Raw genomic sequence first — 26928 nt, 5'->3', positions numbered from 1 at the left:
ACCCACTCACCACCGAACCGGGAGAACCGTTCATGGCCACCATCGAAGGCTCGGACATCAAGAAGGTCGTCGTCGCCTGCGACGCCGGGATGGGCAGCAGCGTCCTGCTCACCTCGCAGCTCAAGAAGACCCTGTCCCCCCACGGCGTCAGCGTCGAGCACTCGCCGGTCGACCGCATCCCCGAGGACGCCGACCTCGTCCTGTGCCACACCGGCCTGGTCGACCGCGCCCGCCACCGCGTCACCGACACCGTGGTCGTGCCCTTCCAGATGTTCCTCGGCGACCCCGCCTTCGCCCGTGTGGAGGCGGCCATCCGGGACGGTGGCACCCTTGCCGACTGACCTCACCCTCACCGCCGAGTCGGTGCGGCTGGGCGGGACCGCCAAGGACCGCGCGGACGCCATCGACCAGTGCGGCGCCCTCCTCGTGGAGCTCGGCGCCGTCGAGCCCGGGTACGTGCCCGCCATGCACGAGCGCGAGGCCTCCATCCCCACGTTCGTGGGGGAGGGGGTGGCCATCCCGCACGGCACCGACGCCTCGCGGACGATGGTCAGGAACACGGCCCTGGCCGTGATCCAGTTCCCGGAGGGGGTCGACTGGGGCGGGCCCACCGTGCACGTCGCCATCGGCATCGCCGCCTCCGGTGACGAGCACCTCAAGGTGCTGTCCTCGCTGGCCGGGGTCCTCACCGACCCCGAGCGCGCGGCGCGCCTGCGCTCCGCCACCAGCGTGGACGACGTCCTCGAACTCCTCGCACCCGCCGCGGGCTGAGCCCGCACCACAGCACGCTCCACCGGCCGGGGCGGAGGACCCGCCCCGGCCAAGCCCCACCAGAAAGGCCCGAACATGCTCGTCGCCCGCTTCTACGCCCCAGGTGACATCCGTCTGGAGCAGGCACCCGAGCCCACCCCCGGACCGGGGCAGCTCAAGATCGCCGTCGCCAACTGCTCCACCTGCGGCACCGACGTGAAGATCTCCAAGCACGGCCACCACCACATCCGCCCGCCCCGGGTCATCGGCCACGAGATCGCGGGCCGGATCGTCGAGGTCGGCGAGGGCGTCGACGGCTGGGCCGAGGGCGACCGGGTCCAGGTCATCGCGGCCATCCCGTGCGGGAAGTGCGTGGAGTGCTCCGACGGCCGGTTCACGGTCTGCTCCAACCAGGAGTCCATGGGCTACCACTACGACGGCGGTTTCGCCGAGTACATGATCATCCCCGAGGCCGTCCTCGCGGTGGACGGCGTCAACCGGGTGCCCGACAACGTGGACCTCGCGGAGGCCTCCGTGGCCGAGCCGCTGGCCTGCGTGCTCAACGGCCAGGAGATCGCCGGGGTGGGCGAGGGCGACACGGTCGTGGTCATGGGCGCCGGTCCCATCGGCTGCCTGCACGTCCGGCTGGCCCGGGCCAAGGGCGCGGCCAAGGTGTACCTGGTGGACCTGAACCGGGGCCGCCTGGACATGTCCGCCGCCCTCGTGGAGCCGGACGCCTCGATCTGCGGCGAGGAGACCGACGCGGTCGCGGAGGTGCGCCGCCTCACCGGCGAGCGCGGCGCGGACGTGGTCATCACCGCTGCCGCCTCCGGGAAGGCGCAGGAGGACGCGCTCCAGATGGTGGCGCGCAGCGGACGCATCAGCTTCTTCGGCGGGCTGCCCAAGGACGCGCCCGTCATCCAGCTGGACGCCAACGTCGTGCACTACAAGGAGATCTCGATCTTCGGCGCGAACGGCTCCAGCCCCGAGCACAACAAGCGCGCCCTCGAACTGATCTCCACGGGTGCCGTCCCCGTCTCGGACCTCATCACCGAGCGGATGCCGCTGTCCGACGTCCACAAGGCGATCGAGACCGTGGCCTCGGGCACGGCCGTCAAGGTGACCATCGAGCCCTGACGCTCGTCGCACGGATCCCGGATCGACCCTGGCGTCGCACGCCGTTTCCGGGTTGGCTAGTCGAAAACAGACCCCCTCAGGAGAGCACACATGGAGCAGACGAACCCCACCCGGGCACTGGAAGGCATCGCGGCTGGTCCGGGTGGGGCCGTCGCTCCGGTGGCCAGGATGGCGGCCCCGCCCTCCCTCCCGGACGTCGAGCCCGAGGTGGCCGACGTCGGGGCCGAGCAGGAGGCCGCGCGTGACGCGCTGGAGAGCGTGGCCACCGACCTGGAGGGACGCGCCGCCGGGCTCGACGGTGAGGCCGCCGCGGTGCTCAACGCCCAGGCGCTCATGGCCCGGGACCCGGAGCTGCGGCGCCAGGTCGAGGAGGGCGTCGCGGGCGGCCGCGCCGCCGCCTGGGCGGTACGGGAGGCCTGCGGCCGCTACCAGGACCTGCTCCTCGCGGCCGGCGGCTACCTGGCCGAGCGCGCCGCCGACCTGGCCGACATCCGGGACCGGGCGGTCTCCGTCCTCCTGGGCCTGCCCATGCCCGGGCTGCCGGACCCCGGTCACCCGCACGTGCTGGTGGCCGAGGACCTGGCGCCCGCCGACACCGTGCGTCTGGACACCGACCAGGTGAAGGCCATCGTCACCCGCCTCGGCGGGCCCACCAGCCACACCGTCATCCTCGCGCGTTCCCTGGGCCTGCCCGCCGTGGTGGGCTGCCCGGGGGCCGCCGACCTGACCGACGGCACCGTCGTGGCCGTGGACGGGGACCAGGGCACCGTCGAGGTGGACCCGGACCCGGAGGTGGCCGAGCGGGTGCGCCTGCGGGCCGAGCGGCGCCGCGCCGTGCTGGCGGAGAGCTCCGGCCCCGGCCGCACCGCCGACGGTGTCGCCGTGTCCCTGCTGCTCAACGCGGGCGAGGGCGACCCGGACGAGGCCGGTGCGCACGACAGTGAGGGCATCGGCCTGCTGCGCACCGAGTTCCTGTTCCTCGACCGGGCGGAGCCGCCGACGGTCGCCGAGCAGACCGAGTCCTACACCAACCTGTTCCGCGCCTTCGAGGGCCGTACGGTGACCGTGCGGACCCTGGACGCGGGCTCGGACAAGCCGCTGGCCTTCGCTGACACCGGCGAGGAGGACAACCCCGCGCTGGGTGTGCGCGGTTTCCGCACCGCGCGGGTGCACCCGAACCTGCTCTCCGACCAGCTCACCGCCATCGCGGCGGCGACGAAGGCCTGCGAGGGCACCCGGGTGCGGGTGATGGCGCCGATGGTGTCCACGCCCGCCGAGACCGAGGAGTTCGCCACCCTCGCCCGCTCCGCCGGGATCACCGAGGTCGGCGTGATGGTGGAGGTCCCCGCCGCCGCGCTGCTGGCGGACCGTCTGCTGTCCCGGGTGGACTTCGTGTCCATCGGCACCAACGACCTGGCGCAGTACACGATGGCGGCCGACCGCACCCTGGGCTCGCTGCCGGACCTGCTGGACCCCTGGCAGCCCGCGCTCCTGAGCCTGATCGGCCAGGTGGGGTCGGCCGGGCAGCGGGCGGAGCGCTCCGTGGGGGTGTGCGGCGAGGCCGCCGCCGACCCGCTGCTGGCGCTGGTACTGGTGGGTCTGGGCGTGACCAGCCTGTCGGCCGCGCCCCCGGCACTGCCCGCCGTGCGCTTCGCCCTGGCGCGGCACACCGAGGAGGAGTGCCGGGCGCTGGCCAGTCTCGCTCTCAACGCGGAGACCCCCGCGCACGCTCGCGAGTCGGTCCGGAAGGCGGCCCACGCGGAGGTCACCGACCTCTGATCGCGGGAGGTTCAGGGATCGTCCGGATTCCTGAACCGCCGTAGCCCCCGAAGAGGCCCCGGGTTCCCCGGGGCCTCTTCGCGCGTCCGCCGGGGACCGGCGGGCGCGCGGCGTAGCTAGGCCTTCGGGGTGCCCACGCGCAGGCGGTTCCCGTCCGGGTCGCGGAGTTCGGTCTCGCGCGCCCAGGGAGCCTTCTCCACGGCGGCGCCGAACTCGGCGGCGACGGCGTCCACGTCCCGCACCCGCAGGTAGACCAGGGTGTCGGGGCGGGCGTCGCCCGTGTGCTCGGACAGGAAGAGCCGGATCGGCCCCCGTCCGATCTCCATGAAGGTCGGAAAGCTCGGCTCGAAGCGGTGCTCCCACTCCAGAGCGAAGCCGAGCCGCTGGTACCAGCGGAGCGCGACGGCGGCGTCGGTCACGCGCAGGACGGGGACGACCTCCTCAGCCACCATCCCGGCCCCAGTTCCCGCAGACGGCCTCGGGGACGAGGTCGAGCTGTTCGAGGAAGCACCGGAGCAGGCCGTCGGTGTTGTCGCCGCACCCCGAGTCCGCCCAGACCTGGAATCCGTTGTTGAGCGTCGCGTAGAAGACCGCCGCCACCAGGGCGGGCCGGTGGTCGGCCGGGTCCACTCCGGCGCGTTCGGCGATGACGCGCGCGAGACGGGACTGGCGGCGGGCGCAGTAGCGCATGTTCACCTCGATGAGCTCGGGGCTCCGTGAGATGAAGTTGGCCGCGCTCCCCTGGAGGTGCAGCTCCTCGCGCTCCAGCACCTCCCAGTGGTCGCGCATCGCGTTGCGCAGCGCGCGGAAGGGCGGCTCGTCGGCGGGACGTTCGCGCACGAACGAGCAGAGGAGTTCGTCGACCTCCTCGATCGCCTCCAGGACCACGTTCTCCTTGGAGGCGAAGTACCGGAAGAACGTCCGCTGGGAGACCCCCGCGCAGGCGGCGATCTCCTCCGTGGTGGTCGCCTCGTACCCCTTCTCGTGGAAGAGGCGCAGCCCGGAGTCGATGAGGGTGGTGCGCAGCTCCGCCTTCTTGCGCTCACGCAGTCCGACGTTCTCGGGGCTCGTCGTGCTCATGGACGTGCCTCCACTCCCGACTGAGACGCCTGCTTCCTGTCCCTGGAGGATACACGCGGACCGCAGTGATGTCAGTCACTGACAAATGTCAGCGATTGTCTAATGTCAGCGACTGACATAATCTCGCCTGGTACGGGAAGTCGGAAGAGAACACGGGGCGCACATGACCACCCAGGCCGAGCAGAGTCCACGAGACCCGAGGGACCAGCACCCTCCGGTCGCGAACGAGGCGAAGCCCCGCTTCACCGAGAGCCCCTGGGCCACCCTCGTCGCGATCGCCTTCGGCGTCATGATGGTCGCCCTCGACGGCACCATCGTGGCCGTCGCCAACCCCGCGATCGGCGCCAGCCTGGGCGCCTCCCTGGCCGAGCTCCAGTGGGTCACCCACGGCTACCTGCTCGGACTCGCGGTCTTCCTCATCACGGCGGGCAAGATCGGTGACCGCTTCGGCTACCGGAACACCTACCTGGTCGGCGTGATCGGGTTCGTGGTCTCCTCCGTGGCGATCGCCCTGTCGTCCGGTGTCATCATGCTGATCGCGTTCCGGATCGTCCAGGGGATTTTCGGGGCCCTGCTGCTGCCCTCCGCCATGGGGCTCCTGCGGGCCAGCTTCCCTCCCTCCAAGCTCGGCCGCGCCTTCGGCGTGTTCGGCAGCCTGATCGGCGCGGCCACCGCCGGCGGCCCGATCCTGGGCGGGCTCCTCGTCGGCGCCCTCAGCTGGGAGGCCGTGTTCTACATCAACGTCCCGGTGGGCGCCGTCGCTCTGGCCCTGGGCCTGTGGCTGCTCGCCGCCAACCGTCCCACCGACGCCGGGTCCCGCATTGACGTGCCCGGCATCGTCCTGGTGAGCGTCGCGATCTTCGCCCTGGTGTGGGCGCTGGTCGAGGCGCCCAGCATCGGCTGGGCGCACCCCGTCACCCTGGCCTCCCTGGGCGCGGCGGTCCTCTTCTTCGCCGCCTTCCTCGTGTGGGAACGCCGCCCCGAACAGCCGCTCGTCCCGCTGGCCCTCTTCGCGCACCCCTCACTGTCGATCGGTGTGGTCCTGACCGTGGCGATGGCGCTGGGCCTCATGGGCTCGCTGTTCTTCATCACCTTCTACCTCCAGGGCGTGCGCGGCCTCAGCCCCGCCCAGACCGGTCTCCAGCTCATCTCCATGACCGCGATGATGGCGATCACCTCGCCCATCGCGGGGCGCCTCCTGGACCGGGTCGGCGCCCGCCTGCCCACCACGGCGGGCCTGCTGTCCGCGTCGGCGGGCATGTTCCTGCTCTCCCGGCTGGAGGCCGACACCGGCGTCCCCTACGTCTCCGTGGCCTTCGTGCTGCTGGGCGTGGGCCTGAGCCTGGTGATGACCGGGGCCACCGCCGCGATCATCGGCAACGCGCCGGTGCGGTACGCGGGGGTCGCCGCCGCGCTCCAGCAGGCCGCCATGCAGCTCGGCGGCTCGCTGGGCACGGCGGTCCTGGGCGCGGTGATGTCCGCGACCATCGTCTCCACGCTGCCCGGCCACTACGCCGACGCCGGTCTGGCAGAACCCTCCTCCGGCGACCTCTCCGGGATGCAGAGCACCGTCGCGCAGGGTGGGGCGGTCCTGCCCGAGGGCGCGGACGCCGCCACGGCCGCCGCGGTCACCCAGGCCAGCAACCTCGCCTTCCTGGACGGGCTGCACCTGGCGTTCGGGATCGCCGCCGTGGTCATGCTGGTGGCCGCCGGGCTGTCCCTGTTCATGCGGGCGGGGCGGATGACGGACGGCCCCGCCGTGCACATCTGATCCAGTCGCGTGTGTGCCCGTCGGAACGCGTGAAGGCCCTGGTGGAGCTCCTACCAGGGCCTTCGTGTGTCCGGGACGCGACTCAGGTCGTGTAGTCGGCGTTGATCCGGATGTAGCCCTCGGTGAGGTCGCAGCCGTAGACCGTGAAGGCGCCCTCGGAGATGCCCAGGTCGACGCTGATCACCACCTCGTCGCCCTTCATGTGGCGGGCGGCGCGCTCCAGGGTCTCCTCCGTGGCCTGCTTCGGGAAGGTCTCCACGTCCCCGAACACGATCCGCACGTTCTCCGGGAACACGTCGGTCTCGTCCGAGCACTTGCCCACCGCCATGGCGACCCGGCCCCAGTTCGGGTCCGCGCCGTGCACCGCCGTCTTGACCAGGGGCGAGTTCACCACGGCCTTGCCGATCCGCTTCGCCTGGGCGTCGTCGCGCGCACCGGTGATCCGCACCTCGATGAGCTTGCCCGCGCCCTCGCCGTCGGAGGCGATCATCCGCACCAGGCTCAGCGCGACCCCGTACAGGGCCTCCTCGAACTCGGCGACGTCCACCGGTCCGGCCAGCCCGTTGGCGAAGATCGCGGCGGAGTCGCTGGTGGAGGTGTCCGTGTCGATGCTCAGGGCGTTGAATGTCCGGTCCACCACCCGGCGGAAGACCGCGTCCAGGACCGGCTGCTCCAGTGCGGCGTCGGTGAAGAACCAGGTCAGCATGGTCGCCATGTTGGGCTCGATCATGCCGACACCCTTGGCGATCCCGGTCAGGGTCGCGCCGCCGACCGTCGCGCTGGCGATCTTGGGGTGCGTGTCCGTGGTCATCATGGCCGCGGCGGAGCGGTCCAGGTCGGCCGGGGGGAACTCGGTCGGGAGCTCCTCCAGGTAGGAGCGGACGCGGTCCATGGGGTAGGGGCGGCCGATGACCCCGGTGGAGGCGATCAGGATCTCGTCGGGGTCGACCCCGGCCGCGCGGGCCACGCCCTCCTGCACCTCGCGCGCGTCGGCGGTGCCGATCTGGCCGGTCGCCACGTTGGCGTTGCGGGCGATCACGGTGACGCCTCGGGCCCGGCCGTCGGCGGCGGCCTCGCGGCTGAGCCGCACGCTGGGCCCGGCGAACCGGGACTGCGTGAACACGGCGGAGACCGCCGTGGGGACCTGGGAGACCACCGTGAAGAAGTCGTCCTGGGGGTCCTTGATCCCGATGTTTCCGGCCACGCCGACGAAACCGGCGGGAACGGGGGTCTTGCTGCTCATCGTCCTCCTCGGAACTGCGTGGCGCCAGCCTACTTCGCCCCGCCCGCGAAGCCCGAGGCCGGAGCGGTGCGCGGGGCCCGCTCCGGCCCGTGCGTGTGGCCTGGGACGACGCCACGCCACAGCGGTGTGGTTACGGCCATGACCTGCGGGGGTTTCGTACTGTTCGGAGACGGCACGGGTGTGACAAGCCGGAGTGAACGGGGTATCCGCCGAGAAGTGGGGGAGACCGCTCGGGGGGAGGCGTGTTGTGCGTGATGGTGACTGGCTCACGGAGACTGGGGCGCGGATCCGTGGCGTCCTGAAGGTGATGGTGGACGCGGACTGGTTGCCCGGTGGGGCCGCCGTGGTCGGCACCGGTGGGATGTGGGAGTTCGTGGCGGTCGGCCGGACCGACGGTGAGCACGACACCGCGCCCGACGTCGCGTACGACGTGGCGAGCCTGACGAAGGTGATGGCGACCTGGCCGCTGGTCGGGAGGGCGATCGCGGAGGGGGTTCTGGACATCAATGCCCCGATGTCCGAATACTTTCCCGGCGAGGACCTCCCCGGGGCCTGGGTGACCACCCGGCAGATCCTCACGCACACCAGCCGCCTCAACCAGGTGGCCTGGATGGAGCGGTACGTGGGCACCGACCAGGACCTGGCCGAGGCGATCCTGTCGGACCCCCTGGAGGAGCCCGGCTACCAGTACATCGACCGCGGGTTCATCCTGCTCGGCCTGCTCCTGGAACGCCTGTACGGCAGCACCCTGGACCGGCTGGCCGACGACCTGTGGGCCGACCTCGGCCTGCGCTCCACCACCTACGGGCCGCTCGCGAGGTCGCCCAGCGTGGCGCCGACCGAACGGCGCCTCGTCGGCGCGGCGCCCTCCTGGGGCGTGGTGCACGACGAGGCGGCGGCGCTGATGGGCGGGGTCTCCGGGCACGCCGGGGTGTTCAGCAACGCCATCGACCTCGGAGCCTTCGCCCGGGAGGTGCTGCGCCTGCACGACGGCGAGAGCGGGGTCATCCCGGCGTCGTTCGTCCGGGAGAGCTGGTCACCGCAGGTCGACGCGGGGGCGCGGCTGTCCAGGGGGCTCGCCTGGCTGGTCACCCCGGAGGGAGTGGTCTACCACAACGGGTTCACCGGCACGAGCCTGTTCCTGCACCCCGAGAGCGGGCGCTACGTGGGCGTGCTCACCAACGCGGTGCACTACGGGCGCGACCGGACCGGCCTGGTGGACCTGCGCACGGCCGCGCGTTCGGCGCTCACCCCGCAAGCCCACGAATCCTCGTCGTGAGTCGGCCGAGCAGGTCGGTCAACCCGGCGGGTCCGGGGACGACGAGGTCGGCGGCGTCCGCGACCGCGGTCACCTCGTCGGAGGAGGAGCACACGGTGAGTCCGGGGACCCCCTGACCGCGCAGGGCCGCGACGGCGGCGAAGGCGGGCAGGTCGCCCAGGTCGTCACCGGCGAACAGGACACTCCGGGCGGACCTCTCCTCCACCAGGGAGGTGAGCGCCGCGCCCTTGTCCACACCCTGTGGACGGAGCTCGATGACCAGCCGACCGGGCTCCACCTGGAGGTCGGCCCGCTCCGCGAGCGCGGAGAGGGGGCCGGACAGCAGTTCCAGGGCCCGCTCGGGGTCCTCCGCGCGCCGGGTGTGCACGGCCAGAGAACGCCCCTTGTCCTCGATCCACGTGCCCGAGGGCGCGCCGGAGGCGTCGATGAGGGCGGGGAGCTCCTCGCGGACCAGGGCCACGCCGGGTGGCGGGTCGGCGGCGACCACGCGCCCGTCCGTCCAGCGTTCGGCGCCGTAGTGGCCGAGCACGACGATCCCCGGCACCCGCTCCAGGCCGCCGAGCCGCACCACGGTGGCGGCTGGGCGGCCGGTGATCACCGCGACGGTCCCCAGGCGGGACGCCAGCGCGGCCAGCGCCTCCACGATCCCCGGCTGGGGCGCGGAGTCACGCGGGTCGGCGACGATGGGCGCCAGTGTGCCGTCGAAGTCGAAGGCGACCAGAGCCCCCGAAGGGTCCGAGACCAGTGCCGCGAGCGCGGCGCGCCCGGCCTCGGTGGTGGGTACGGGCAGGGCGTCTGCTGGGGACGAGGGCATGCGTGGACCTTGTCGGTGTCGGCTGCGCTGTGGTGTTTCCCGGGCGGGTGCGGCACCCGGGCGGTGGCCTGCCCTCCGGTGTCCCCGGAGGCCCCGACCGTCCTAGGCCGTGTTTTTTGGATCATTCCGCGCTCGCGACCACCTGGCTGCCTCTCGCTGCGCCGATGAAGCTCGGACAGCCAACCCCGGGCTGGCCTTCGCTCCTCGTCTTGCGAGAGATGGCCTGGACGGCCCGCTCGCATCGACGGCGGCTCCGCCACCACCGGCGAAAGCATCCAAAAAACACTCCCTAGAGCTGGATGCCCAGCTGACGGGCGTTGCGCTGACGTCTGCGGTCGGCACGCAGACGGCGCAGGCGCTTGACGGTCATGGGGTCGTAGGCGAGCGCCTCGGGGCGCTCGACGAGGCCGTTGAGCAGTTGGTAGTAGCGGGTCGCGGAGAACCCGAACTCGTCACGGATCGCCTGTTCCTTGGATCCCTCGAACTTCCACCACTGGCGTTCGAAGGCGAGGATTCGCTGTTCGCGTTCGGCGAGGGCCGACGGGCCGTCGTCGGACGGACCGATATTCGGCATGGGACACCCCCTGGACGGGTCTTTGGTTTGTCCGGATCGGCGCGACTCATGCTAGCGACTCGACATGCCGGATGAGGAGCGGAGAACCCAGGACTGGCACCAGGGATACAGTTACGTTCCCTACCCCCTGGTGTCTTGTCCAAGCCTGAATCCTGTGCACATGACAGAATCGCGAGGGTCCGGGGAGGCCCGGCGCAGCACCGACCGCAACGTTCGAGGGAGCCTGACGTGCTCGGGGGCAACAGCCGTAGCAGGACACACCAGCGCCACGTGTTGGGCGCGACGGCGGGCGCCTGCGCGGCGCTCGCCGTACTGGGACTGACGGCGGTTCCAGCCGCCGCCGACGACGTCCCCGACTTCCGGCCGGACCAGTGGGCCCTGGCCTCCATCGGAGCCCAGGAGGCCTGGGACACCAGCCAGGGACAGGGCGTCACCGTGGCCCTGCCGGGGGTCTCCGTGGACGAGGACCACCCCGACCTGCGGGACAACCTGGTGGTCGACACCGAGTTCGGAGACAACGGAGGCGACACCGACACGGGCACGGCGCTGGGCGCCCTGGTCGTCGGTCACGGACACGGCATGGACGCGGACGGCGGAGTGCTGGGCGTGGCCCCGCGCTCCGGACTGCTGGTCCTGCCCACCGGCGACGGCGGCCCGGCCGAGGCCATCGACCACGCCCTCGGCCAGGGGGCCCAGGTCGTCCTGCTCCCCGACGAGGTGCAGCAGGACGAGGACCTCCAGGCGGCCACCGCTTCTGCCGCGCGGAGCGGCACCCTGGTCGTCGCTCCGGCGGGCGGGGAGGCGGACCCGAACGTCCTGGCCGTGGGCGGAGTGGACGAGGAGGGCGTGCTCCTGCCCGACTCGCCGCCGTCCGCGTCGATCGAACTCCTCGCCCCCGGCGCCGCCCTGTCCACGGCCGGTCCGGACATGGGCCAGACCGACGTGACCGGCACGCCCTACGCCGCCGCCGTGGTCGCCGGTTCCGCCGCGCTGCTGACCTCCGAGTACCCGCAGCTCAGCACGGACCAGCTCCGGGCCGCGCTGGTCGAGGGCTCCCAGCAGGGCACCGGGGGACTGCCCTCCCTGTACCTGCCCTCGGCCGTGGCGCAGGCCTCCGGGGACGCGCAGGACATCCCGCTCATCGACGACAACCTCGTGGAGGACGACTCCCCGGCCGTGCCGGTGTGGATGTGGTTCGCCCTGGTCGGCGTGGTGCTGGCGCTGATCGTGATCGGGCTGGTGCTGTGGGTGCGCCGGACCACCAAGGACCCCTACGGGGTGGCCGCCGAGCGGCAGGAGGAGGACCAGCGGATCGCCGCCGAGCGCGCCGAGCAGGCCCGCGCCGAGGAGCGCCCCTCCCGGAGGAAGGGCGGCCGCCGCCGCAAGAAGTAGACGCGTGTCTGCGCGCGAGGTCGCGCTAGGTGACGCGCGTGCCGTGGACCGAGGGCCGTGGCGGATCGGACGAAAGTCCCGTGACGCCACGGCCCTCCGTTGGCTAGGGTCCCTTCCGCACCACCTTGACCCGGCACACACCTCGACGGCGGGAGACGGCATGGTTCGGATGCGGGACGGAAGCGCGGGAGACGCGGACTACGGGGTGATCGCCCGTACGTACACCGACCACCGGAAACCGGAACCGAGGATCGCCGCACTGCTGCACGCAGCCCTCGGCGGGGCCCGGACGGTGCTCAACGTCGGGGCCGGAGCCGGATCCTACGAACCCTCCGACCGCGACGTCACCCCCGTGGAGCCCTCGGCCAGCATGCGGGCCCGGCGCCCCGCGCACCTCCCCGCGGCGGTCGACGCCACCGCCGAGTCGCTGCCGTTCCCCGACGGCTCCTTCGACGCCGCCATGACCACCTTCAGCGTTCACCAGTGGTCCGGCCTCTCCCGGGGCCTGGCCGAGGTCCGGCGGGTGACCACGGGGCCCGTGGCGGTGCTGACCTGCGACCCCGCCCTGGTGCGCGACTTCTGGCTCTACGAGTACTGCCCGAAGGTCCTCGACACCGAGGCGAGCCGCTACCCCGAGCCGTCGGCCCTGGCCGAGGGGCTGGGCGGCACGACCACGGTCACCCGGGTGCCGATCCCCCTCGACTGCTCGGACGGCTTCAACGAGGCCTACTACGGCCGCCCCGAGGCGCTGCTCGACTCCGGGGCCCGGCAGGCCTGTTCGGCGTGGAGCTTCGTCGACGAGGCGGCCCACTCCCGCTTCCACGAGGACCTGTCCCGCGACCTGCGCGACGGCACGTGGGACGCGCGCCACGGACACCTGCGCGCACTGCCCGAGTTGCGGGGCTCACTCGTCCTCGTGGTCTCCACCCCCGACGGACCGAACGGGCCCTGACCGTCGCGTACGGTCATGCCGCTCCGACGGTCCGTGGCGCCCGGATGCGCGTGCATATGTAAGGCACGTCGAAAGCCTTGACGCGGGTACGCCGGACGACAAGGCTTTGTGGAATGTCGCCCCTCGAATCGCCCTCTCTGCCCTCACGAGGAGACAGGCGGGTCGCCACCGACCCCATGGCACGCAACCTGGTGAACGGTCGCGTGCGCCTCTCCGAACCCGACCCCAAGTGGCCCTACCTGTTCCGGCAGGAGGAGTCCCGCGTCCGGAGCGCCCTCGGGGACCGCGTGCTCTCCCTGGACCACGTCGGCTCCACCTCGGTGCCGGGTCTGGCCGCCAAACCCTGCGTGGACCTGCTCATGGTGGTCGCGGACTCCGCCGACGAGCCCGCCTACCTCCCCGACCTGGAGAAGGCGGGATACTCCCTGGTCATCGCTGAACCCGACTGGTTCGAACACCGGGTCCTCAAGGGCCCCAGCGTCAACCTCAACCTGCACGTCTTCAGCGAGGGGTGCGAGGAGGTCGACCGCATGCGGCTCTTCCGCGACTACCTCACCGCGGACGCCGGGGCCCGGGAACGCTACACCGCCGTCAAGCGCGACCTCTCCGAGCGCACCTGGAAGCGCATCCAGGACTACGCCGACGCCAAGTCCGACATCGTCCTGGAACTCCTCGCGGAGGCCGAGGCCTGGAGGGCGCTCTCCCGGAAGGACTGACCGAACCCGGCCGGACGACCGGTGACGAACCGGATGACCGGAGTCCGACCGCCACGCGACCCCGCCGAAGGGCGTGTCCAGCACGGGACACGCCCTCGCGTCGTTCCGGCGGCCTAGGCCGTGTTGTTTGGATCATTCCGCGCTCGCGACCACCAGGCTGCCTCTCACTGCGCCGATGAAGCTCGGACAGCCAAACCCGGGCGGGCCCCCGCTGTGCGAAGCTGCGGAGCTTGCGTAGCAGCGCACAGTAGGGGCAGCTTCGCTCCACGGCTTGCGAGAGATTGCCGGGCCCCCGCTGTGCGACACTGCGGAGCTTGCGAAGCAGGGCACAGTAGGGGAGACGGCCGCTCGCATCGATGGCGGCTCCGCCGCCACCGGCGAAAGCATCCACAAAAACACGGCCTAGCCGTGCGCGCCCAGGGCGCGCAGCTGCTCCTGGAACCAGCGGCGCGGCGGCAGCGCCACGGCGGCCTCGGCCAGCCGCTCCCGGCGCTCCTTGCGCTCGCCCTCGGACATCGACAGCGCCCGGTGCAGCGCCTCGGCGGTCTCCACGGTGTCGTAGGGGTTGACCAGCAGCGCGTCGTCGCCCAGCTCGTCCGCCGCCCCCGCCTCACGCGAGAGCACCAGCACCGAGTCGCGCTCGGAGAGCACCGGGCCCTCCTTGGCCACCAGGTTCATGCCGTCCCGGATCGGGTTCACCAGCAGCACGTCGGCCATCTGGAACGACGCCAGCGAACGCGGGTAGTCGTCGTTGACCTCCAGCACCAGCGGGGTCCACTCCGGGGTGGCGAACTCCTCGTTGATCTCCTTGGCGGTCCGCAGCACCGCGTCCGTGTACTCCCGGTACTCGGGTACGTCCCCACGGCTCGGGTAGGCGAACGCCAGGTGGGTGACCCGGCCCCGCCACTCCGGGTGCGCCGTCAACAGCTCCCGGTACGCCTCCAGCCCGCGCACGATGTTCTTGGACAGCTCGGTGCGGTCCACCCGGACGATCAGCCGGGTGTCGCCCACGGCCTCGCCCAGCGTGCGCCGGCGGTCCGCCACCGCCGGTTCCGAGGCGCTCTCCCGCAGGTCCTCCTCGTCCGCGCCCAGGGCGTGCACACCCACCTCGACGACCCGGCCGCCGTACTCCACGGTGCGGCGTTCGAGGTCGACGTCGGCACGGAGGATCTCGGCGCAGCAGCGCAGGAACGCGTCGGCCCAGCGCGGGCTGAGGAACCCCAGCCGGTCCGCGCCGAGCATCCCCTCCAGCAGTTCCCGCGCCATCTGGGCGGGCAGCATCCGAAAGTACTCGGGCGGGGCCCAGGGGGTGTGCGAGAAGTGCGCGATCCGCAGGTCGGGGCGGCGGGCCCGGAGGATGCGCGGCACCAGGGCCAGGTGGTAGTCCTGCACGGCCACGCGCGCGTTCTCGGCGGCACCGCTGACCAGCGCCTCCGCGAAGGCGTTGTTGTAGGCCGCGTAGTCCTCCCACAGGCTCCGGAACTCCGAGCCGAAGGAGGGGCTGTTCGGGGTGTCGTACAGCATGTGCTGCACGAACCACAGGGTCGAGTTGGCGACTCCGGTGTAGGCGCCCGCGAAGGTCGTCTCAGGGAGTTCCAGCATGTGGACACGCATGCCGTCGAGATCGTGCGCGAGGTCCAGACGGGCCCCCGGCGCCTCGGCGGCGGCCCGACGGTCGGCCTCGGACAGGGCCGCGCACACCCACAGCCCGTCGATCTCGGTGGCCACGGAGATCATCCCCGAGACCAGCCCGCCGCCGCCCCGACGGTGTGACAGCGAGCCGTCGTCGGCGGTGGAGAAGGAGACCGGGCCCCTGTTGGAGGCTATGAGGATCTGAGCCTTGTCCACGTGGTCGTCCTCTCGACGAAGGATGGTCCGGGGATCACGCATTCCCCCTAGGTCTCGCCTGCGGGCAGCGGCCCCAAACCCCCTCGGGGTCAACCGTGGACACCGTCACACGGGCGGGCGAGCCGCTCCCGGGTCGCGCCCCACGTGGACGGTGTCGTCTCACCATGCGAGCCGGATTGTGTAATCCGGATCACCCGGCGTGGAAAATCTGTCAGCACCTCAGTTACAGTGACGGTGCGTTCTCGGAGAAGAACCGCCACAACTTCATATTGCTCATCCAGAGGGGTGGAGGGACCGGCCCTGCGAAGCCCCGGCAACCATCTCGACATGTGGAACCGCGATCACCGCGGCCCGTCGAGACAGGTGCCAACTCCGGCCTGGGGTCAAGGTGGCCACCAGGAAAGATGAGGGGAGACGCCTCGCCATGGCGATTGCCGCCGCTGAACCCACCTCCGTCCGCGCCTTCGGCCCCGGGACCGCCCTGTCCTGTCGGGAGTGCGGTGAGCGCTACGACCTCGCCCCGATCTTCGCCTGCCAGTTCTGTTTCGGCCCCCTGGAGATCGCCTACGACTTCGGGACCGTCACCCGCGAGCAGATCGAGAGCGGCCCCAAGAACATCTGGCGCTACCGCTCCCTCCTCCCGGTCCCCGACAACGTGGCCGACCTGCCCAACATGAACCCCGGCCTCACCCCCCTGGTCAGGGCCGACCGCCTCGCCGCCGAGCTCGGCCTGCGCTCCCTGCACGTCAAGGACGACTCGGCCAACCCCACGCACTCCTTCAAGGACCGCGTGGTCGCGATCGCCGTCGAGGCCGCCCGCACCTTCGGCTTCACCACCCTCTCCTGCTCCTCCACCGGCAACCTCGCCGGAGCCGTGGGCGCCGCCGCGGCCCGCGCCGGGTTCGACTCGTGCGTGTTCATCCCGGCCGGTCTGGAGGAGGGCAAGGTCGTGATGGCCGCCGTGTACGGCGGCAAGGTCGTGGCCATCGACGGCAACTACGACGACGTCAACCGCTTCTGCTCCGAGCTCATCGGGGACGAGGCGGGCGAGAGCTGGGGCTTCACCAACGTCAACCTGCGGCCGTACTACGCCGAGGGCTCCAAGACGCTGGCCTACGAGATCGCGGAACAGCTCGGCTGGCGCCTGCCCGAGCAGATCGTCATCCCGATCGCGTCCGGCTCCCAGCTCACCAAGATCGACAAGGGCTTCCAGGAGCTGATCCGGGTGGGGCTGGTCGAGGACCGGCCGTACAAGGTGTTCGGCGCGCAGGCCACCGGCTGCTCGCCGGTCGCCCGGGCCTGGGCCGACGGGCACGACGTCATCCAGCCGGTCAAGCCGGACACGATCGCCAAGTCGCTGGCGATCGGCAACCCGGCGGACGGCCCGTACGTGCTGGACATCGCCACCCGGACGGGCGGTGCGATCGAGCACGTGGGCGACGACGAGATCGTGGACGCCATCAAGCTGCTGGCCCGCACGGAGGGCATCTTCGCGGAGACCGCGGGCGGCGTGACCACCGGCGTCCTGCGCAAGCTCGTCCGCGAGGGCACGCTCGACCCCGAGGCGGAGACGGTTATCGTCAACACGGGTGACGGGCTCAAGACCCTCAACGCCGTCGACTCCGGGGTCACCGCCACCATCAAGCCGTCCCTGGAGGCCTTCAAGGCCGAGGGACTGGCCTGAAGCGCGTCCCCTCCCACCACCCACGTCCCAGGAGTACGAACACCATGAGCGTCAGCGTCCGCGTGCCCACCATCCTGCGCACCTACACCAACGACGTGTCGGAGGTGACCGCCGAGGGCGGCACCCTGGCCGAGGTCCTCGACGACCTGGAGGCCAACCACCCGGGTATCCGCGCCCGTGTGCTGGACGACAACGGCAAGGTCCGCCGCTTCGTCAACGTCTACGTCGGTGACGAGGACGTCCGTTTCGAGAAGGGCCTCCAGACCGAGGTCCGCGACGGCCAGCAGATCTCGATCATCCCCGCCGTCGCCGGGGGCTGCTGACCCGAGGCACCACAGGGACGGGGCGGGTGCCGGACGGCACCCGCCCCGTCCCTGTGCGCGGACCCTCGTAACCTGGGCGGAGGATTCTTCCGGGGACGAGGGTGGCGATGTCAGCGACGCGGTTGTTGGTGCTCGGTGTGGTGCGCGTGTACGGGCGGGCCCACGGTTACCGGGTGGGCCGCGAACTCATGGACTGGGGGGCCGAGGAGTGGGCCAACATCAAGTGGGGCTCCCTCTACCACGCACTCCGCAAGCTCTCCGAACAGGGAAGACTCCGCGAGTTCGTGGCCGAGGGCGAGGTCACCGAACGCACCTTCTACGAGATCACGGAGGAGGGCGAGGCGGAGTTCGACCGGCTCCTGCGCAAGGCGCTCGGGTCCACCGAGGACCACGCCCTGCTGTGTGCCGGGATCACCCTCATGACCAGCCTTCCGCGAGCCGACGTGATCGACCTGCTGCGGGACCGGCTGGAGTGGCTGGAGAAGAACGCGAGCGGGGTGCGTGAGTCGATGGACCTCTCCGAGTCCGCTTGGGGGAAGCCGCCCCACGTGCGCGAGCTCTTCCGGCTCTGGGAGTACTCGCTCGACTCGGGCGCCGCCTGGACCCGGCGGCTGATCTCCTCGCTGGAGGCGGGAGAGTACGTGATGGCCGACGACAGCCCGCACGCCTTCGGCCTCCCCCCGGCCTGACTCCACGCGCGCTGGCCCCAGTGGGTCCCGCCGGCGTTTTCTCGGCCGCCGACCACTGCGAGGCCGACCTCGGCGTGCGTCAGCCGGTTGGGATTCGGGTGCCCGCCACGGGGCGCTCCACGCGTCCCCACCTCTCGGCCGCGAGCGGCGACTGTACCGAGCCCTCCCGCCGAATCCACGTATAAAAACTTGAATACCTCGGTCGAGTGGTGCAGTCTGGCTTCCATATTCAAGTTTTAATACGGAGAGGCCGATGATCCACACCAGAGAACTCACCCGACACTTCCGGGTGGGCAAGGAGACGGTCGAGGCCGTGCGCGGCGTCGACATCGACGTGGCCGAGGGGGAGACCGTAGCGCTCCTCGGACCCAACGGGGCGGGCAAGTCCACCACTTTGCGCATGCTCACCACCCTCCTCGAACCCACCTCCGGGACCGCCACAGTCGCCGGGCGCGACGTGCGCACCGAGCCCGCCGAGGTCCGCCGCCGGATCGGGTTCGTCGGGCAGGGCCACGGGGCTGCCGACGACCAGCGTGTCCGCGACGAGCTGTACGCCCAGGGGCTCCTCTACGGGCTCGACCGGCGGACCGCACGTGGTCGGACCGATGACCTCTTGGACATGCTCGACCTCACCTCCGTAACCAAGCGGGACGTCACCACGCTTTCCGGCGGCCAGCGGCGCCGACTCGACATCGCCATGGGCCTGGTGCACGGCCCCGGTCTGCTCTTCCTCGACGAGCCCTCCACGGGTCTGGACCCGCACAGTCGGGCCAACCTGTGGGCGCACGTCACACGGCTGCGGGAGGAGTTCGGCGCGACCGTGGTCCTCACCACCCACTACCTGGACGAGGCCGACTCCGCCGCCGAGCGGGTCCTGGTCATCGACCACGGTCGCGTGATCGCCGACGGGAGCCCGGAGGAACTGAAGGGTCGTGTCTCCGGCGACCTGGTGAGCCTCGTCTTCACCGACGAGGAGCACGCCCGGGGCGCCGCCGAGGTGGCCGAGCGGATCGCTCCGGGCAGCGGGGTCGAGGTCCACACGAGCGCCGGGACCGACCACGAGGTGCGTTTCCGGGTGGGGCGCGGCGACGCCGTCCTACCGGACCTGCTGCGCGCCCTCGACGCCGCCAACCTTGACCTGAGCACCGTCCAGGTCCAGCGGCCCACTCTGGACGACGTGTTCCTGACCCTGACCGGTCGCAGCCTGCGCGAGGAGGACCAGTGACCGCCGTAGTGATCCCCGAGACCGGTCGCTCCACCCGGCCCGGAGGCCTCGCGGGTCCGATCCGCGACACCGGCACCGTGTTCGCCCGGCAGATGCGGCCGGTGTGGCACCGGCCGTTCATGATCGCCTTCGGGATGCTTCAGCCGCTGCTGTACCTGGTGCTGTTCGCGCCGCTCCTCACCGGCCTGGCGGGCGCCGAGGGGGAGAACCCGTGGCAGTGGTTCGTACCGGGCCTCTTCGTGATGCTGTCTCTTTTCACCGCGGGGTTCGCGGGGTTCGGACTCCTGCCCGAGATGGCCTCGGGCGCGCACGAGCGGATGCTCGCCACCCCGACCAGTCGGGTGGCGCTGCTGCTCGGCCGGGTCCTGCGCGACCTCGTGATCGTGCTGGCCCAGATGCTGCTGATCCTGCTGCTGGTGCTGCCCTTCGGATTCAGGACGACCCTTCCGGGGGCCATGGCGGGGTTCGCGCTGCTGGGGGTGCTGGGGGTCGGGCTGGCCACGCTGTCCTACGTGGCGGCGATGGCAGTCAAGCAGACCTATGTGTTCGCGCCTGTCATCCAGACCGTGATGATGCCGCTGATGCTGCTCTCTGGCGTGCTGCTGCCGATGGAGCTCGCGCCGGGGTGGCTGTACACGCTGTCGCGGTTCAACCCGGTCGCGCACGTGGTGGACGCCGCGCGCGTGCTGTTCGGCGGCGGGGCCTGGGACGGTACGGTCCTGGTCGGGTGGGTGGTGGCGGTCGGAATGACCGTGGTGGCCCTCACGCTGGGCGCCCGCTCGATGCGTCGCCTCAACGGCTGAGCGAGGAGGCGATGAGGCGCGTGGGGGTTTGTCCTCGGTGTCCAACTTTCGAGAAGCTGGAAAAACGAGCCCTTGCCGCTGGTAAGTTGCCTGGTCAAGAAGTCTGCTCCCCGCGCACGCGGGGATGGTCCGGCCTACGCCGACTACCTCACGGCCCGACTCGCCTGCTCCCCGCGCACGCGGGGATGGTCCCCCTCCCGCGTAGAAAGGGGGCCCCGTGGCGGTCTGCTCCCCGCGCACGCGGGGATGGTCCCCTCATAGTCGCGTCCTCTCTGGATCGGGGGAACTGCTCCCCGCGCTGCGGGGATGGGCCCTGGTCACGGGGCCGGTGCGTACCTGGCCACCAGGTCAACCGGGGGTTCGTCTTCTGTTCGCCGAGCGCTCAAACCGGTGTGGGGTGGGAAGTCCAGCCTGGTCAGGGCTGTTTTCGCAGCTGGGGAAATCGTGACCACATCGTTTGCACTCTCCATGGTCGAGTGCTAAAAAAGGGAGTGGTTAGCACTCACCTTTGCCGAGTGCTAACCGGATCGAGGCTGCGAGACCGTGGACCTTCGGCAGCAGGGTTGCCGGAGAGGAAGCGGTCGTCCGTCGCGGGCGCACGCCTCGTCCCATCGCGTATCAGCCCGGTCACGGGAGGACAAGAACTCAATGGCAGCCAAACTGATCGCGTTCGACGAGGAGGCCCGTCGCGGCCTCGAGCGCGGTATGAACCAGCTCGCTGACGCCGTCAAGGTCACGCTCGGCCCGAAGGGTCGCAACGTCGTCCTGGAGAAGAAGTGGGGCGCCCCCACGATCACCAACGACGGTGTCTCCATCGCCAAGGAGATCGAGCTCGAGGACCCGTGGGAGAAGATCGGGGCCGAGCTGGTCAAGGAGGTCGCCAAGAAGACGGACGACGTCGCCGGTGACGGTACGACCACCGCCACCGTCCTGGCCCAGGCCCTCGTCCGCGAGGGGCTGCGCAACGTCGCCGCCGGCGCCAACCCCATCGGCCTCAAGCGCGGCATCGAGGCCGCCGTGGCCCGCATCAACGAGGAGCTCGGCAACCTCTCGAAGGACGTCGAGACCAAGGAGCAGATCGCCTCCACCGCCTCCATCTCCGCTGGTGACACCCAGATCGGTGAGACCATCGCCGAGGCGATGGACAAGGTCGGCAAGGAAGGCGTCATCACCGTCGAGGAGGGGCAGACCTTCGGGCTCGAGCTGGAGCTCGCCGAGGGCATGCGCTTCGACAAGGGCTACATCTCGCCCTACTTCGCCACCGACCTCGAGCGCATGGAGACGGTCCTCGAGGACCCCTACATCCTCATCGTCAACTCGAAGATCTCCAACAACAACGAGTTCCTGCCCGTTGTCGAGAAGGTCCTCCAGTCCGGCCGCCCGCTGATGGTCATCGCCGAGGACGTCGCTGACGGCGCCCTCCAGACCCTCGTGGTCAACAAGATCCGCGGCACCTTCAAGTCCGTCGCCGTCAAGGCTCCGGGCTTCGGTGACCGCCGCAAGGCCCAGCTCGGCGACATCGCCGTGCTGACCGGCGGCCAGGTCATCACCGAGGAGGTCGGCCTCAAGCTGGAGAGCACCGAGCTCGACCTGCTCGGCCGCGCCCGCAAGGTCGTCGTCACCAAGGACGAGACCACCATCGTCGACGGTGCCGGTGACGCCACCGCCATCGCCGGTCGCGTGAACGAGATCCGCAACGAGATCGAGCGCACCGACTCCGACTACGACCGCGAGAAGCTCCAGGAGCGCCTCGCGCGTCTGGCCGGCGGCGTGGCCGTCATCAAGGCCGGTGCCGCCACCGAGGTGGAGCTCAAGGAGCGCAAGCACCGCATCGAGGACGCCGTCCGCAACGCCAAGGCCGCGGTCGAGGAGGGCATCCTGCCCGGTGGTGGCGTCGCGCTGCTCCAGGCCAGCGTCCCCGCGTTCGAGAAGCTGGACCTCGACGGTGACGAGGCCATCGGCGCCGACATCGTGCGTCGCGCCATCGCCGAGCCGCTCAAGATGATCGCGGTCAACGCCGGTCTCGAAGGCGGCGTCGTGGCGGACAAGGTCAAGAACCTGGAGCCCGGGTTCGGCCTCAACGCCGCCACCGGTGAGTACACCGACCTGTTCAAGGACGGCGTCATCGACCCGACCAAGGTCACCCGTTCCGCTCTGCAGAACGCGTCGTCCATCGCTGGTCTGTTCCTGACCACCGAGGCCGTCATCGCCGACAAGCCGGAGAAGGCCGCGGCTCCCGCCGGCGACCCGACCGGTGGCATGGGCGGCATGGACTTCTAGCAGGTCCGTGACACCGGGCGTGAGCCCGTAGGCGCCTGAGGTCCGGATACGCGACCTCGCCCGCGACGACCGGGCGGTCCCCCAGGGGACCGCCCGGTTTCGCACGTTCCGGGGCCTGGTGCCCCGTGGGGCTCAGCCCGGGGAGCCCCCGGGCGGGCGGATCGCGTCGGCCAGCGGATGCCAGCCCCGGGGCCCCGGCAGGACCTGCGCCGACTCCGGCCCGTAGGAGCCCCGGGGGTAGGGTTCGGGCTCCGTCGACGGGTCCATCAGCGGGTCGACGATCCGCCACGACTCCTCGACCACGTCGAAGCGCACGAACTGCTCGGGACTGCCCACCACGGCGCCGTGGAGCACATGGTCGTAGGCCTCGTGCCCCCGCCCCAGCTGGCGTTCCACGTCGGCCCCGAGCACGAGGTTCGCCGCCGACTCGCTCTCCGCGCCGGGTTCGTTGAGCAGCATCTCGAAGGTCACCCCGGACCACGGCTCCAGCTGGAACCGGACCAGGTTGGCCGGTCCCGGGTAGAGGTCGGCGGCGGGGCGTCTGAGCTCTGCCACCACCTCCCACGAGGTGAGGGGCAGGTGCTTGCCCGACCGCACGTAGAACGGCACGCCCGCCCAGCGAGGGTTGTCCACCCACATGCGCAACGCGAAGAAGGTCTCCGTGGTGGAGCCGGGCCGTACCCCCTCCGTGCCGAGGTAGCCGTCGTAGCGGCCCCGGACGGCGTCCGCCGGTTCGAGGGTGCGCACGGCGCGCAGCAGACGCAGCTTCTCGTCCTTGACCACCGAGGCGTCGGTGGAGACCGGCGCGTCCATGGTGAGCAGGGCGAACAGCTGGAGGAGATGGTTCTGGAACACGTCGCGGACCGCGCCCGCCGCGTCGTAGAAGGAGCCCCGGTCGTCCACCCCGAAGTCCTCGGCCATGGTGATCTGCACGTTGTCCACGAAAGCCCGGTTCCACACGGGCTCCAGCAGGGTGTTGCCGAACCGGGTCACCGGCAGTCCCCGGACGGGTTCCTCACCGAGGAAGTGGTCGACCAGGTAGAGGCTCTCCGAGGGGAAGCAGGCCAGGAGCGCCCGGTGGAGTTCGCGGGCCGAGGCGAGGTCGTGGCCGAAGGGCTTCTCCACGACCAACCTGGCGTCGCGGTTGAGCCCGGCGTCCGCCAACGCGCGGGCCACCATGGTGAACAGGGCCGGAGGGACAGCCAGGTAGTGGGCGGTGTGGGTGCCGTCGGGCAGGACCCCGGCCAGGTCGGCGTAGGTGCGGGGGTCGTTGAGGTCGCCGGTGACCATGGTCATCCGGTCGGTCAGGGCCCGCATGACGGACTCGTCCACGGGGGTGGACCCGTCGGTCTCCGCGAGGTGCTCGGTGACCGCCTCGCAGGTCCGGCGCCGCAGCGCGTCGGTGTCCCAGTCCGAGAGGGCCACCCCGACGATCCGGGCGCGCAGCTCCCCCCGTTCCACCAGGTGGTAGAGGGAGGGGAGGAGGTACTTCCTGGCGAGGTCACCGGTCACCCCGAAGATCACCAGGGTGTCGGCGTTGGGTCCCGTGGTCATGCTGTCCCCTCGTCGGCGGCCGGTGCGCGGGCCGCGCACGTTGGCGGAGGTACCCGGTTCGGGGAGGTGCCGTGCCCAAGGGCGGGCCAAGAATGGGTGACCCGGGGCGATCCGGGGCGGCGGCGCGAGGGCTCCTCCCCGCGTCCAGGAGCCCTGGGGCGGCGCGGCGGCGCGGGGGATCAGTGCGGGTGAGCCACCAGGTGTCGCACCCACGCCCAGGACGTCGCACGCGCGGCGGGCCGCCGTTCGGCGCACACCCACAGGGGAGGGCGGTCGTCGTCACTTACGGATGCCGTCGGTCGGCGGTGTGGGTCGCCGCGCCGTGGGCGCCGCCGGTTCACGGACGGGGAGAGGGTGCCGCGCCCCGGGAGTCGAGCCAGGCGCGGACCGCCGCCTTCACCTGCGGGGTGAGGTCGGTGTCCGCGTACTCCTCCGCAGGAACCCAGCGGAAGTCCGTGTGCTCCTCGGAGAGCACCACGTCCGCCCCGTCGTGGGGGAGGGCGAAGGTGAACTGGCGCTTGCGGTACCCGTGCCGGGACACGTGGTCGAACCAGGTCACGAAGGGTTCCAGGGGGAGCGGTCCGGGTGCCCGGCCGATCTCCTCCCGCACCTCCCGTGCGAGCCCGTCCAGGATCGACTCGCCGGGGTCGACCCCTCCCGAGGGCAGGCTCTCCGCTCCGGGAAAGGAGGTGTCGTCGTCGCGGCGGCGCAGCAGCAGGATCTCCCGCCCGGAGTCCCGGTGCACGATCGCGCCCGCCGAGTACCGGTCGATCCCGTGCGCGCGGGCCCGTGCGGCGAGGTCGGCGAAGGCCGTGTGTTCCGTGGATTCCATGGGAGGACCGTACCTAGAGCAGCGGGACCGGCTCGGGACCGGCTCCGGCGGGGGACCGGAGCCGGCCCCGACGGTCTACCGGGAACCGATGATGCGCAGGGCCACCAGGGTGGCGAGCATCCACGCGACTCCGGCCACGACCAGCGTGACGGTCGCCGGTGCTCCGACGACGTGGGCCAGGCCGCCGAGCGCGAGAGGGGGAAGAACGGTTCCGCCCAGGGCGAGCAGCGCGGCCGACGCCCGCTCCGTCGGGGAGCCCGCGCGGGCCCGCCCCTTGAAGCGGGCCGAGACTCCTTCGGCGCTGAGGCTCGCCTCCATCCCGTAGGTGAAGGGGGTTCTGTCGATGTCGACGTCCGCCCGCGAGCGCGGTGCCTCCTCGTCCAGACGGAGCTCCGTCACCTCTGGTTCTTCCCGAGTTTCCCGCTCCCGTGGGAGCCGTGCCCGGGGGTCTCCCATGAACGAACCTCCAGCCGTTGGCGTACAGGGGGATGGTGCCGCTCTCTGGGTCGATGGAGGTCCAGGTCGGCACCGGTGACGCCGTAGCGCCGAGTGTCCACGCTCAGTAGCGTATCATCGAGGCGATGAAAGCGCATCAGATGCGATGATGAATGATGTATTGACGATGCTCACCTGTCACCTGTTAGGATCTTGTTAGCCTTACCAAAGATGCGGAAGTGGGGGAACGCCGATGGTCGGGATCAACCCGTGGACGTGTCCCGGCCCGTGCCGCTGCCGGAGCCGCCGCCGTGTCGAGGCGGCCGACCCTCCGTGCGAGCCCTGTCGTTTCCCCGTGCCGCCCGCGCCGTCCCCCGCGCGGTGTCTCCGGCACGCTCCGAGTTCGTGTTTCCCGCGACTCCTCGCGGACGCCCACCGCAGTCAAGCCAGAGATCGAGGTCGTGTCATGTCACCCAAGGGCACAGGAACTGAACTGACCGACGCCTCCCAGGGTCGGGGCCGGTCCGCCGGGAGGCGAGTCGCCGGGTCCCCGGCGCGTGTCACCGTCAACCTGACGTCGCGCTCCACCAAGGCGCTGGACCAGGCCGTGGCCGCCACGGGCGACACCCAGACCGACGTCATCAACCGCGCCCTCCAGGTGTACGCCTACCTCGAGTCGGTCATGGCCGAGGGCGACCGCGTCTTCGTCGAGAACCCGGACACCAACGAGCGGGAGCGTCTGCGCTTCTTCTGAACCCCTCCCTTCGTCGCGCCCGGAGTCCCCGGGCGCCCACCGCCCGTGCCCCGACCGTGAGCACCGAGTGTCCACACCACCGCAGCCCGGTCGGGCGCACGCACGTCGACGGTCGACGGAGGACGAACGCCCCCGCTGACCTCCGCCCCGACGAAGTACACCGTCGCCCCGCCCCGGGTCCGGAGGCCGCCCCGCCTCAGACCCGGAGGAGGGTGAGGTAGGCGAAGCCCAGGGTCTCCCGCTGGCCGTGCACGCGCGCGTGACGGTGCCGGTCGGCGCGGTCGCGGACCTCCTCGAAGTCCGGCGATCCGGGATTCTCCAGGAGCCAGTCCTCCCAGCCCAGGCAGTGCAGGTTCTCGAACTCGTCCCACTGGTCCACGGTGGTCTCGGCCAGCGCGATCAGCCGGAACCCGTGCGCGAGGGCGAAGTCCACCAGCTCGGGCAGGGAGCGGTACTGCTCGCGCGGGATGAACGGCATGGCCGCCATCTCGATGTCGGTCGGGGGCCGCCTCCAGTAGCACTCCGCGAACGCCGCCCGCCCCCCGGGCCGGGTCAGGTCGGCCAGCGCCGCCAGGGCGTTGGCGGTGTGCGCCACCGGTTCGCCGCCCCACACGTGGCTGGCACCGATGTTGAGCACCACGTCCGAGGGCTCGCCCCGCCACGCGCCGACGTCCCCGGCCACGAGCTCGACCCGGTCGGCCAGCCCCCGCTCCTCGGCGTTGGCCCGGCCGAGCCGGACGTAGTCCTCGCTGAGGTCGATGCCGAACCCCGTCGCGGTGGGCTCGGTGGCCAGTGCGCGGAGCAGGAGCTCCGCCCAGCCGCAGCCGACGTCCACCACGTGGCGTCCGGCCAGGGGGCCGAGCGAGCGGATCAGCCGAACGGCCCGCTCGTCGTCGAGCGGGCCGTTGAAGTCGACGTCGCGGTACATGGGGGGAATCTCGGGGGTGGTCATCCGAGGATGATCACCCGAGCGGAGCCGCGCCGTCCACCGGTTTTCGCCGAGGAGCCGGGCGG

26 protein-coding genes, 1 CRISPR repeat array and 1 riboswitch are annotated in these 26928 nt (G+C 71.3%); of the genes, 16 read left to right on the top strand and 10 right to left on the bottom strand.

Features of this window, described 5'->3' with window-relative positions; all coding sequences use genetic code 11:
* The first annotated feature begins 32 nt into the window (after nt 1-32).
* From ACFW3L_RS08355 to ptsP, 4 genes are all read left to right on the top strand, one after another.
* Nucleotides 33-341, top strand: a complete 309-nt coding sequence (locus tag ACFW3L_RS08355; protein WP_378737819.1) for a PTS lactose transporter subunit IIB — start codon at nt 33-35, stop codon at nt 339-341.
* Complete coding sequence (locus ACFW3L_RS08350; protein WP_378737817.1) at nt 331-771, top strand: PTS sugar transporter subunit IIA; 441 nt, start codon at nt 331-333, stop codon at nt 769-771. Before ACFW3L_RS08355 ends, ACFW3L_RS08350 begins: the two co-directional genes overlap by 11 nt.
* A gap of 75 nt (nt 772-846) precedes the next feature.
* Complete coding sequence (locus ACFW3L_RS08345; RefSeq protein WP_378737815.1) at nt 847-1887, top strand: zinc-dependent dehydrogenase; 1041 nt, start codon at nt 847-849, stop codon at nt 1885-1887.
* Nucleotides 1888-1977: 90 nt separating this feature from the next.
* Nucleotides 1978-3666: a phosphoenolpyruvate--protein phosphotransferase gene (gene ptsP, locus ACFW3L_RS08340; protein ID WP_378737813.1), complete on the top strand. Its 1689-nt coding sequence runs from the start codon at nt 1978-1980 to the stop codon at nt 3664-3666.
* A gap of 116 nt (nt 3667-3782) precedes the next feature.
* On the opposite strand, the gene ACFW3L_RS08335 is transcribed toward ptsP, so the two are convergent.
* Together ACFW3L_RS08335 and ACFW3L_RS08330 are read right to left on the bottom strand one after the other, a co-directional pair.
* Entirely contained in the window at nt 3783-4118 is a 336-nt protein-coding gene (locus ACFW3L_RS08335) for a glyoxalase superfamily protein (protein WP_378737811.1), read from the bottom strand.
* Complete coding sequence (locus ACFW3L_RS08330; protein ID WP_378737809.1) at nt 4108-4746, bottom strand: TetR/AcrR family transcriptional regulator; 639 nt, start codon at nt 4744-4746, stop codon at nt 4108-4110. Before ACFW3L_RS08330 ends, ACFW3L_RS08335 begins: the two co-directional genes overlap by 11 nt.
* Nucleotides 4747-4909: 163 nt before the next feature.
* Here ACFW3L_RS08330 and ACFW3L_RS08325 point away from each other — a divergent pair, with 163 nt between their 5' ends.
* Entirely contained in the window at nt 4910-6517 is a 1608-nt protein-coding gene (locus tag ACFW3L_RS08325; RefSeq protein WP_378737807.1) for an MFS transporter, read from the top strand.
* 82 nt (nt 6518-6599) lie between these two features.
* On the opposite strand, the gene argJ is transcribed toward ACFW3L_RS08325, so the two are convergent.
* Nucleotides 6600-7760, bottom strand: coding sequence for a bifunctional glutamate N-acetyltransferase/amino-acid acetyltransferase ArgJ (gene argJ / locus ACFW3L_RS08320; protein ID WP_378737805.1), 1161 nt, complete (start codon nt 7758-7760; stop codon nt 6600-6602).
* 247 nt (nt 7761-8007) lie between these two features.
* Here argJ and ACFW3L_RS08315 point away from each other — a divergent pair, with 247 nt between their 5' ends.
* Nucleotides 8008-9039: a serine hydrolase domain-containing protein gene (locus tag ACFW3L_RS08315; protein ID WP_378737803.1), complete on the top strand. Its 1032-nt coding sequence runs from the start codon at nt 8008-8010 to the stop codon at nt 9037-9039.
* On the opposite strand, the gene otsB is transcribed toward ACFW3L_RS08315, so the two are convergent.
* Nucleotides 9008-9853: a trehalose-phosphatase gene (gene otsB / locus ACFW3L_RS08310; RefSeq protein ID WP_378737801.1), complete on the bottom strand. Its 846-nt coding sequence runs from the start codon at nt 9851-9853 to the stop codon at nt 9008-9010. The genes ACFW3L_RS08315 and otsB overlap by 32 nt on opposite strands.
* 289 nt (nt 9854-10142) lie before the next feature.
* A complete protein-coding gene (locus ACFW3L_RS08305) occupies nt 10143-10427 on the bottom strand; it encodes a DUF3263 domain-containing protein (protein ID WP_378737799.1) in 285 nt (94 codons plus the stop codon).
* Nucleotides 10428-10655: 228 nt separating this feature from the next.
* On the opposite strand from ACFW3L_RS08305, the gene ACFW3L_RS08300 reads away from it, so the two are divergent.
* The 3 genes from ACFW3L_RS08300 to ACFW3L_RS08290 all read left to right on the top strand — a co-directional run bounded on the left by ACFW3L_RS08300 (nt 10656) and on the right by ACFW3L_RS08290 (nt 13487).
* Entirely contained in the window at nt 10656-11819 is a 1164-nt protein-coding gene (locus ACFW3L_RS08300) for a S8 family serine peptidase (protein ID WP_378737797.1), read from the top strand.
* Between the two features lie 160 nt (nt 11820-11979).
* Nucleotides 11980-12771, top strand: coding sequence for a class I SAM-dependent methyltransferase (locus ACFW3L_RS08295; RefSeq protein WP_378737795.1), 792 nt, complete (start codon nt 11980-11982; stop codon nt 12769-12771).
* Between the two features lie 113 nt (nt 12772-12884).
* Nucleotides 12885-13487 (top strand): GrpB family protein, encoded by a 603-nt coding sequence (locus ACFW3L_RS08290; RefSeq protein WP_378737793.1) that lies wholly within the window; start codon nt 12885-12887, stop codon nt 13485-13487.
* Nucleotides 13488-13889: 402 nt separating this feature from the next.
* Here ACFW3L_RS08290 and ACFW3L_RS08285 read toward each other — a convergent pair whose 3' ends face one another.
* Entirely contained in the window at nt 13890-15335 is a 1446-nt protein-coding gene (locus ACFW3L_RS08285) for a trehalose-6-phosphate synthase (RefSeq protein ID WP_378737791.1), read from the bottom strand.
* 270 nt (nt 15336-15605) lie between these two features.
* Nucleotides 15606-15746, top strand: a riboswitch (SAM riboswitch).
* 13 nt (nt 15747-15759) lie between these two features.
* Between ACFW3L_RS08285 and thrC the strand changes: the two genes are divergently transcribed.
* The 6 genes from thrC to groL all read left to right on the top strand — a co-directional run bounded on the left by thrC (nt 15760) and on the right by groL (nt 22339).
* Nucleotides 15760-17019, top strand: a complete 1260-nt coding sequence (gene thrC / locus ACFW3L_RS08280; protein ID WP_378737789.1) for a threonine synthase — start codon at nt 15760-15762, stop codon at nt 17017-17019.
* Nucleotides 17020-17063: 44 nt separating this feature from the next.
* Nucleotides 17064-17342, top strand: a complete 279-nt coding sequence (locus ACFW3L_RS08275) for a ubiquitin-like small modifier protein 1 (RefSeq protein WP_378737787.1) — start codon at nt 17064-17066, stop codon at nt 17340-17342.
* A gap of 107 nt (nt 17343-17449) precedes the next feature.
* Nucleotides 17450-18031, top strand: coding sequence for a PadR family transcriptional regulator (locus ACFW3L_RS08270; protein WP_378737785.1), 582 nt, complete (start codon nt 17450-17452; stop codon nt 18029-18031).
* Nucleotides 18032-18284: 253 nt separating this feature from the next.
* Nucleotides 18285-19256: an ATP-binding cassette domain-containing protein gene (locus ACFW3L_RS08265; RefSeq protein WP_378737784.1), complete on the top strand. Its 972-nt coding sequence runs from the start codon at nt 18285-18287 to the stop codon at nt 19254-19256.
* Nucleotides 19253-20059, top strand: a complete 807-nt coding sequence (locus ACFW3L_RS08260; protein WP_378737782.1) for an ABC transporter permease — start codon at nt 19253-19255, stop codon at nt 20057-20059. The genes ACFW3L_RS08265 and ACFW3L_RS08260 overlap by 4 nt, the downstream gene beginning before the upstream one ends.
* A 101-nt stretch (nt 20060-20160) precedes the next feature.
* A CRISPR array of direct repeats spans nt 20161-20373; the repeat unit is 28 nt; unit sequence CTGCTCCCCGCGCACGCGGGGATGGTCC.
* Nucleotides 20374-20707: 334 nt separating this feature from the next.
* Nucleotides 20708-22339 (top strand): chaperonin GroEL, encoded by a 1632-nt coding sequence (gene groL / locus ACFW3L_RS08255; RefSeq protein ID WP_378737781.1) that lies wholly within the window; start codon nt 20708-20710, stop codon nt 22337-22339.
* Nucleotides 22340-22471: 132 nt separating this feature from the next.
* Here the strand turns inward: groL and zwf are convergent, their stop codons facing one another.
* From zwf to ACFW3L_RS08240, 3 genes are all read right to left on the bottom strand, one after another.
* Complete coding sequence (gene zwf, locus ACFW3L_RS08250) at nt 22472-23893, bottom strand: glucose-6-phosphate dehydrogenase (RefSeq protein ID WP_378737779.1); 1422 nt, start codon at nt 23891-23893, stop codon at nt 22472-22474.
* 337 nt (nt 23894-24230) lie between these two features.
* Nucleotides 24231-24725 carry an NUDIX hydrolase gene (locus tag ACFW3L_RS08245; protein WP_378737777.1) on the bottom strand — a complete coding sequence of 165 codons (495 nt, stop codon included), beginning with the start codon at nt 24723-24725 and terminating at the stop codon, nt 24231-24233.
* A gap of 75 nt (nt 24726-24800) precedes the next feature.
* Entirely contained in the window at nt 24801-25124 is a 324-nt protein-coding gene (locus ACFW3L_RS08240) for a hypothetical protein (RefSeq protein WP_378737775.1), read from the bottom strand.
* A gap of 502 nt (nt 25125-25626) precedes the next feature.
* On the opposite strand from ACFW3L_RS08240, the gene ACFW3L_RS08235 reads away from it, so the two are divergent.
* Nucleotides 25627-25914, top strand: coding sequence for a hypothetical protein (locus ACFW3L_RS08235; RefSeq protein ID WP_378737773.1), 288 nt, complete (start codon nt 25627-25629; stop codon nt 25912-25914).
* Nucleotides 25915-26110: 196 nt separating this feature from the next.
* Here the strand turns inward: ACFW3L_RS08235 and ACFW3L_RS08230 are convergent, their stop codons facing one another.
* Nucleotides 26111-26866 carry an SAM-dependent methyltransferase gene (locus tag ACFW3L_RS08230; RefSeq protein WP_378737771.1) on the bottom strand — a complete coding sequence of 252 codons (756 nt, stop codon included), beginning with the start codon at nt 26864-26866 and terminating at the stop codon, nt 26111-26113.
* Nucleotides 26867-26928 lie beyond the last annotated feature (62 nt).

The sequence above is a fragment of the Nocardiopsis sp. NPDC058789 genome, from assembly GCF_042745575.1.
In the GTDB taxonomy this organism is placed as follows: Bacteria; Actinomycetota; Actinomycetes; order Streptosporangiales; family Streptosporangiaceae; genus Nocardiopsis; species Nocardiopsis eucommiae.
This window is presented reverse-complemented; position numbering and strand designations above follow the sequence as displayed.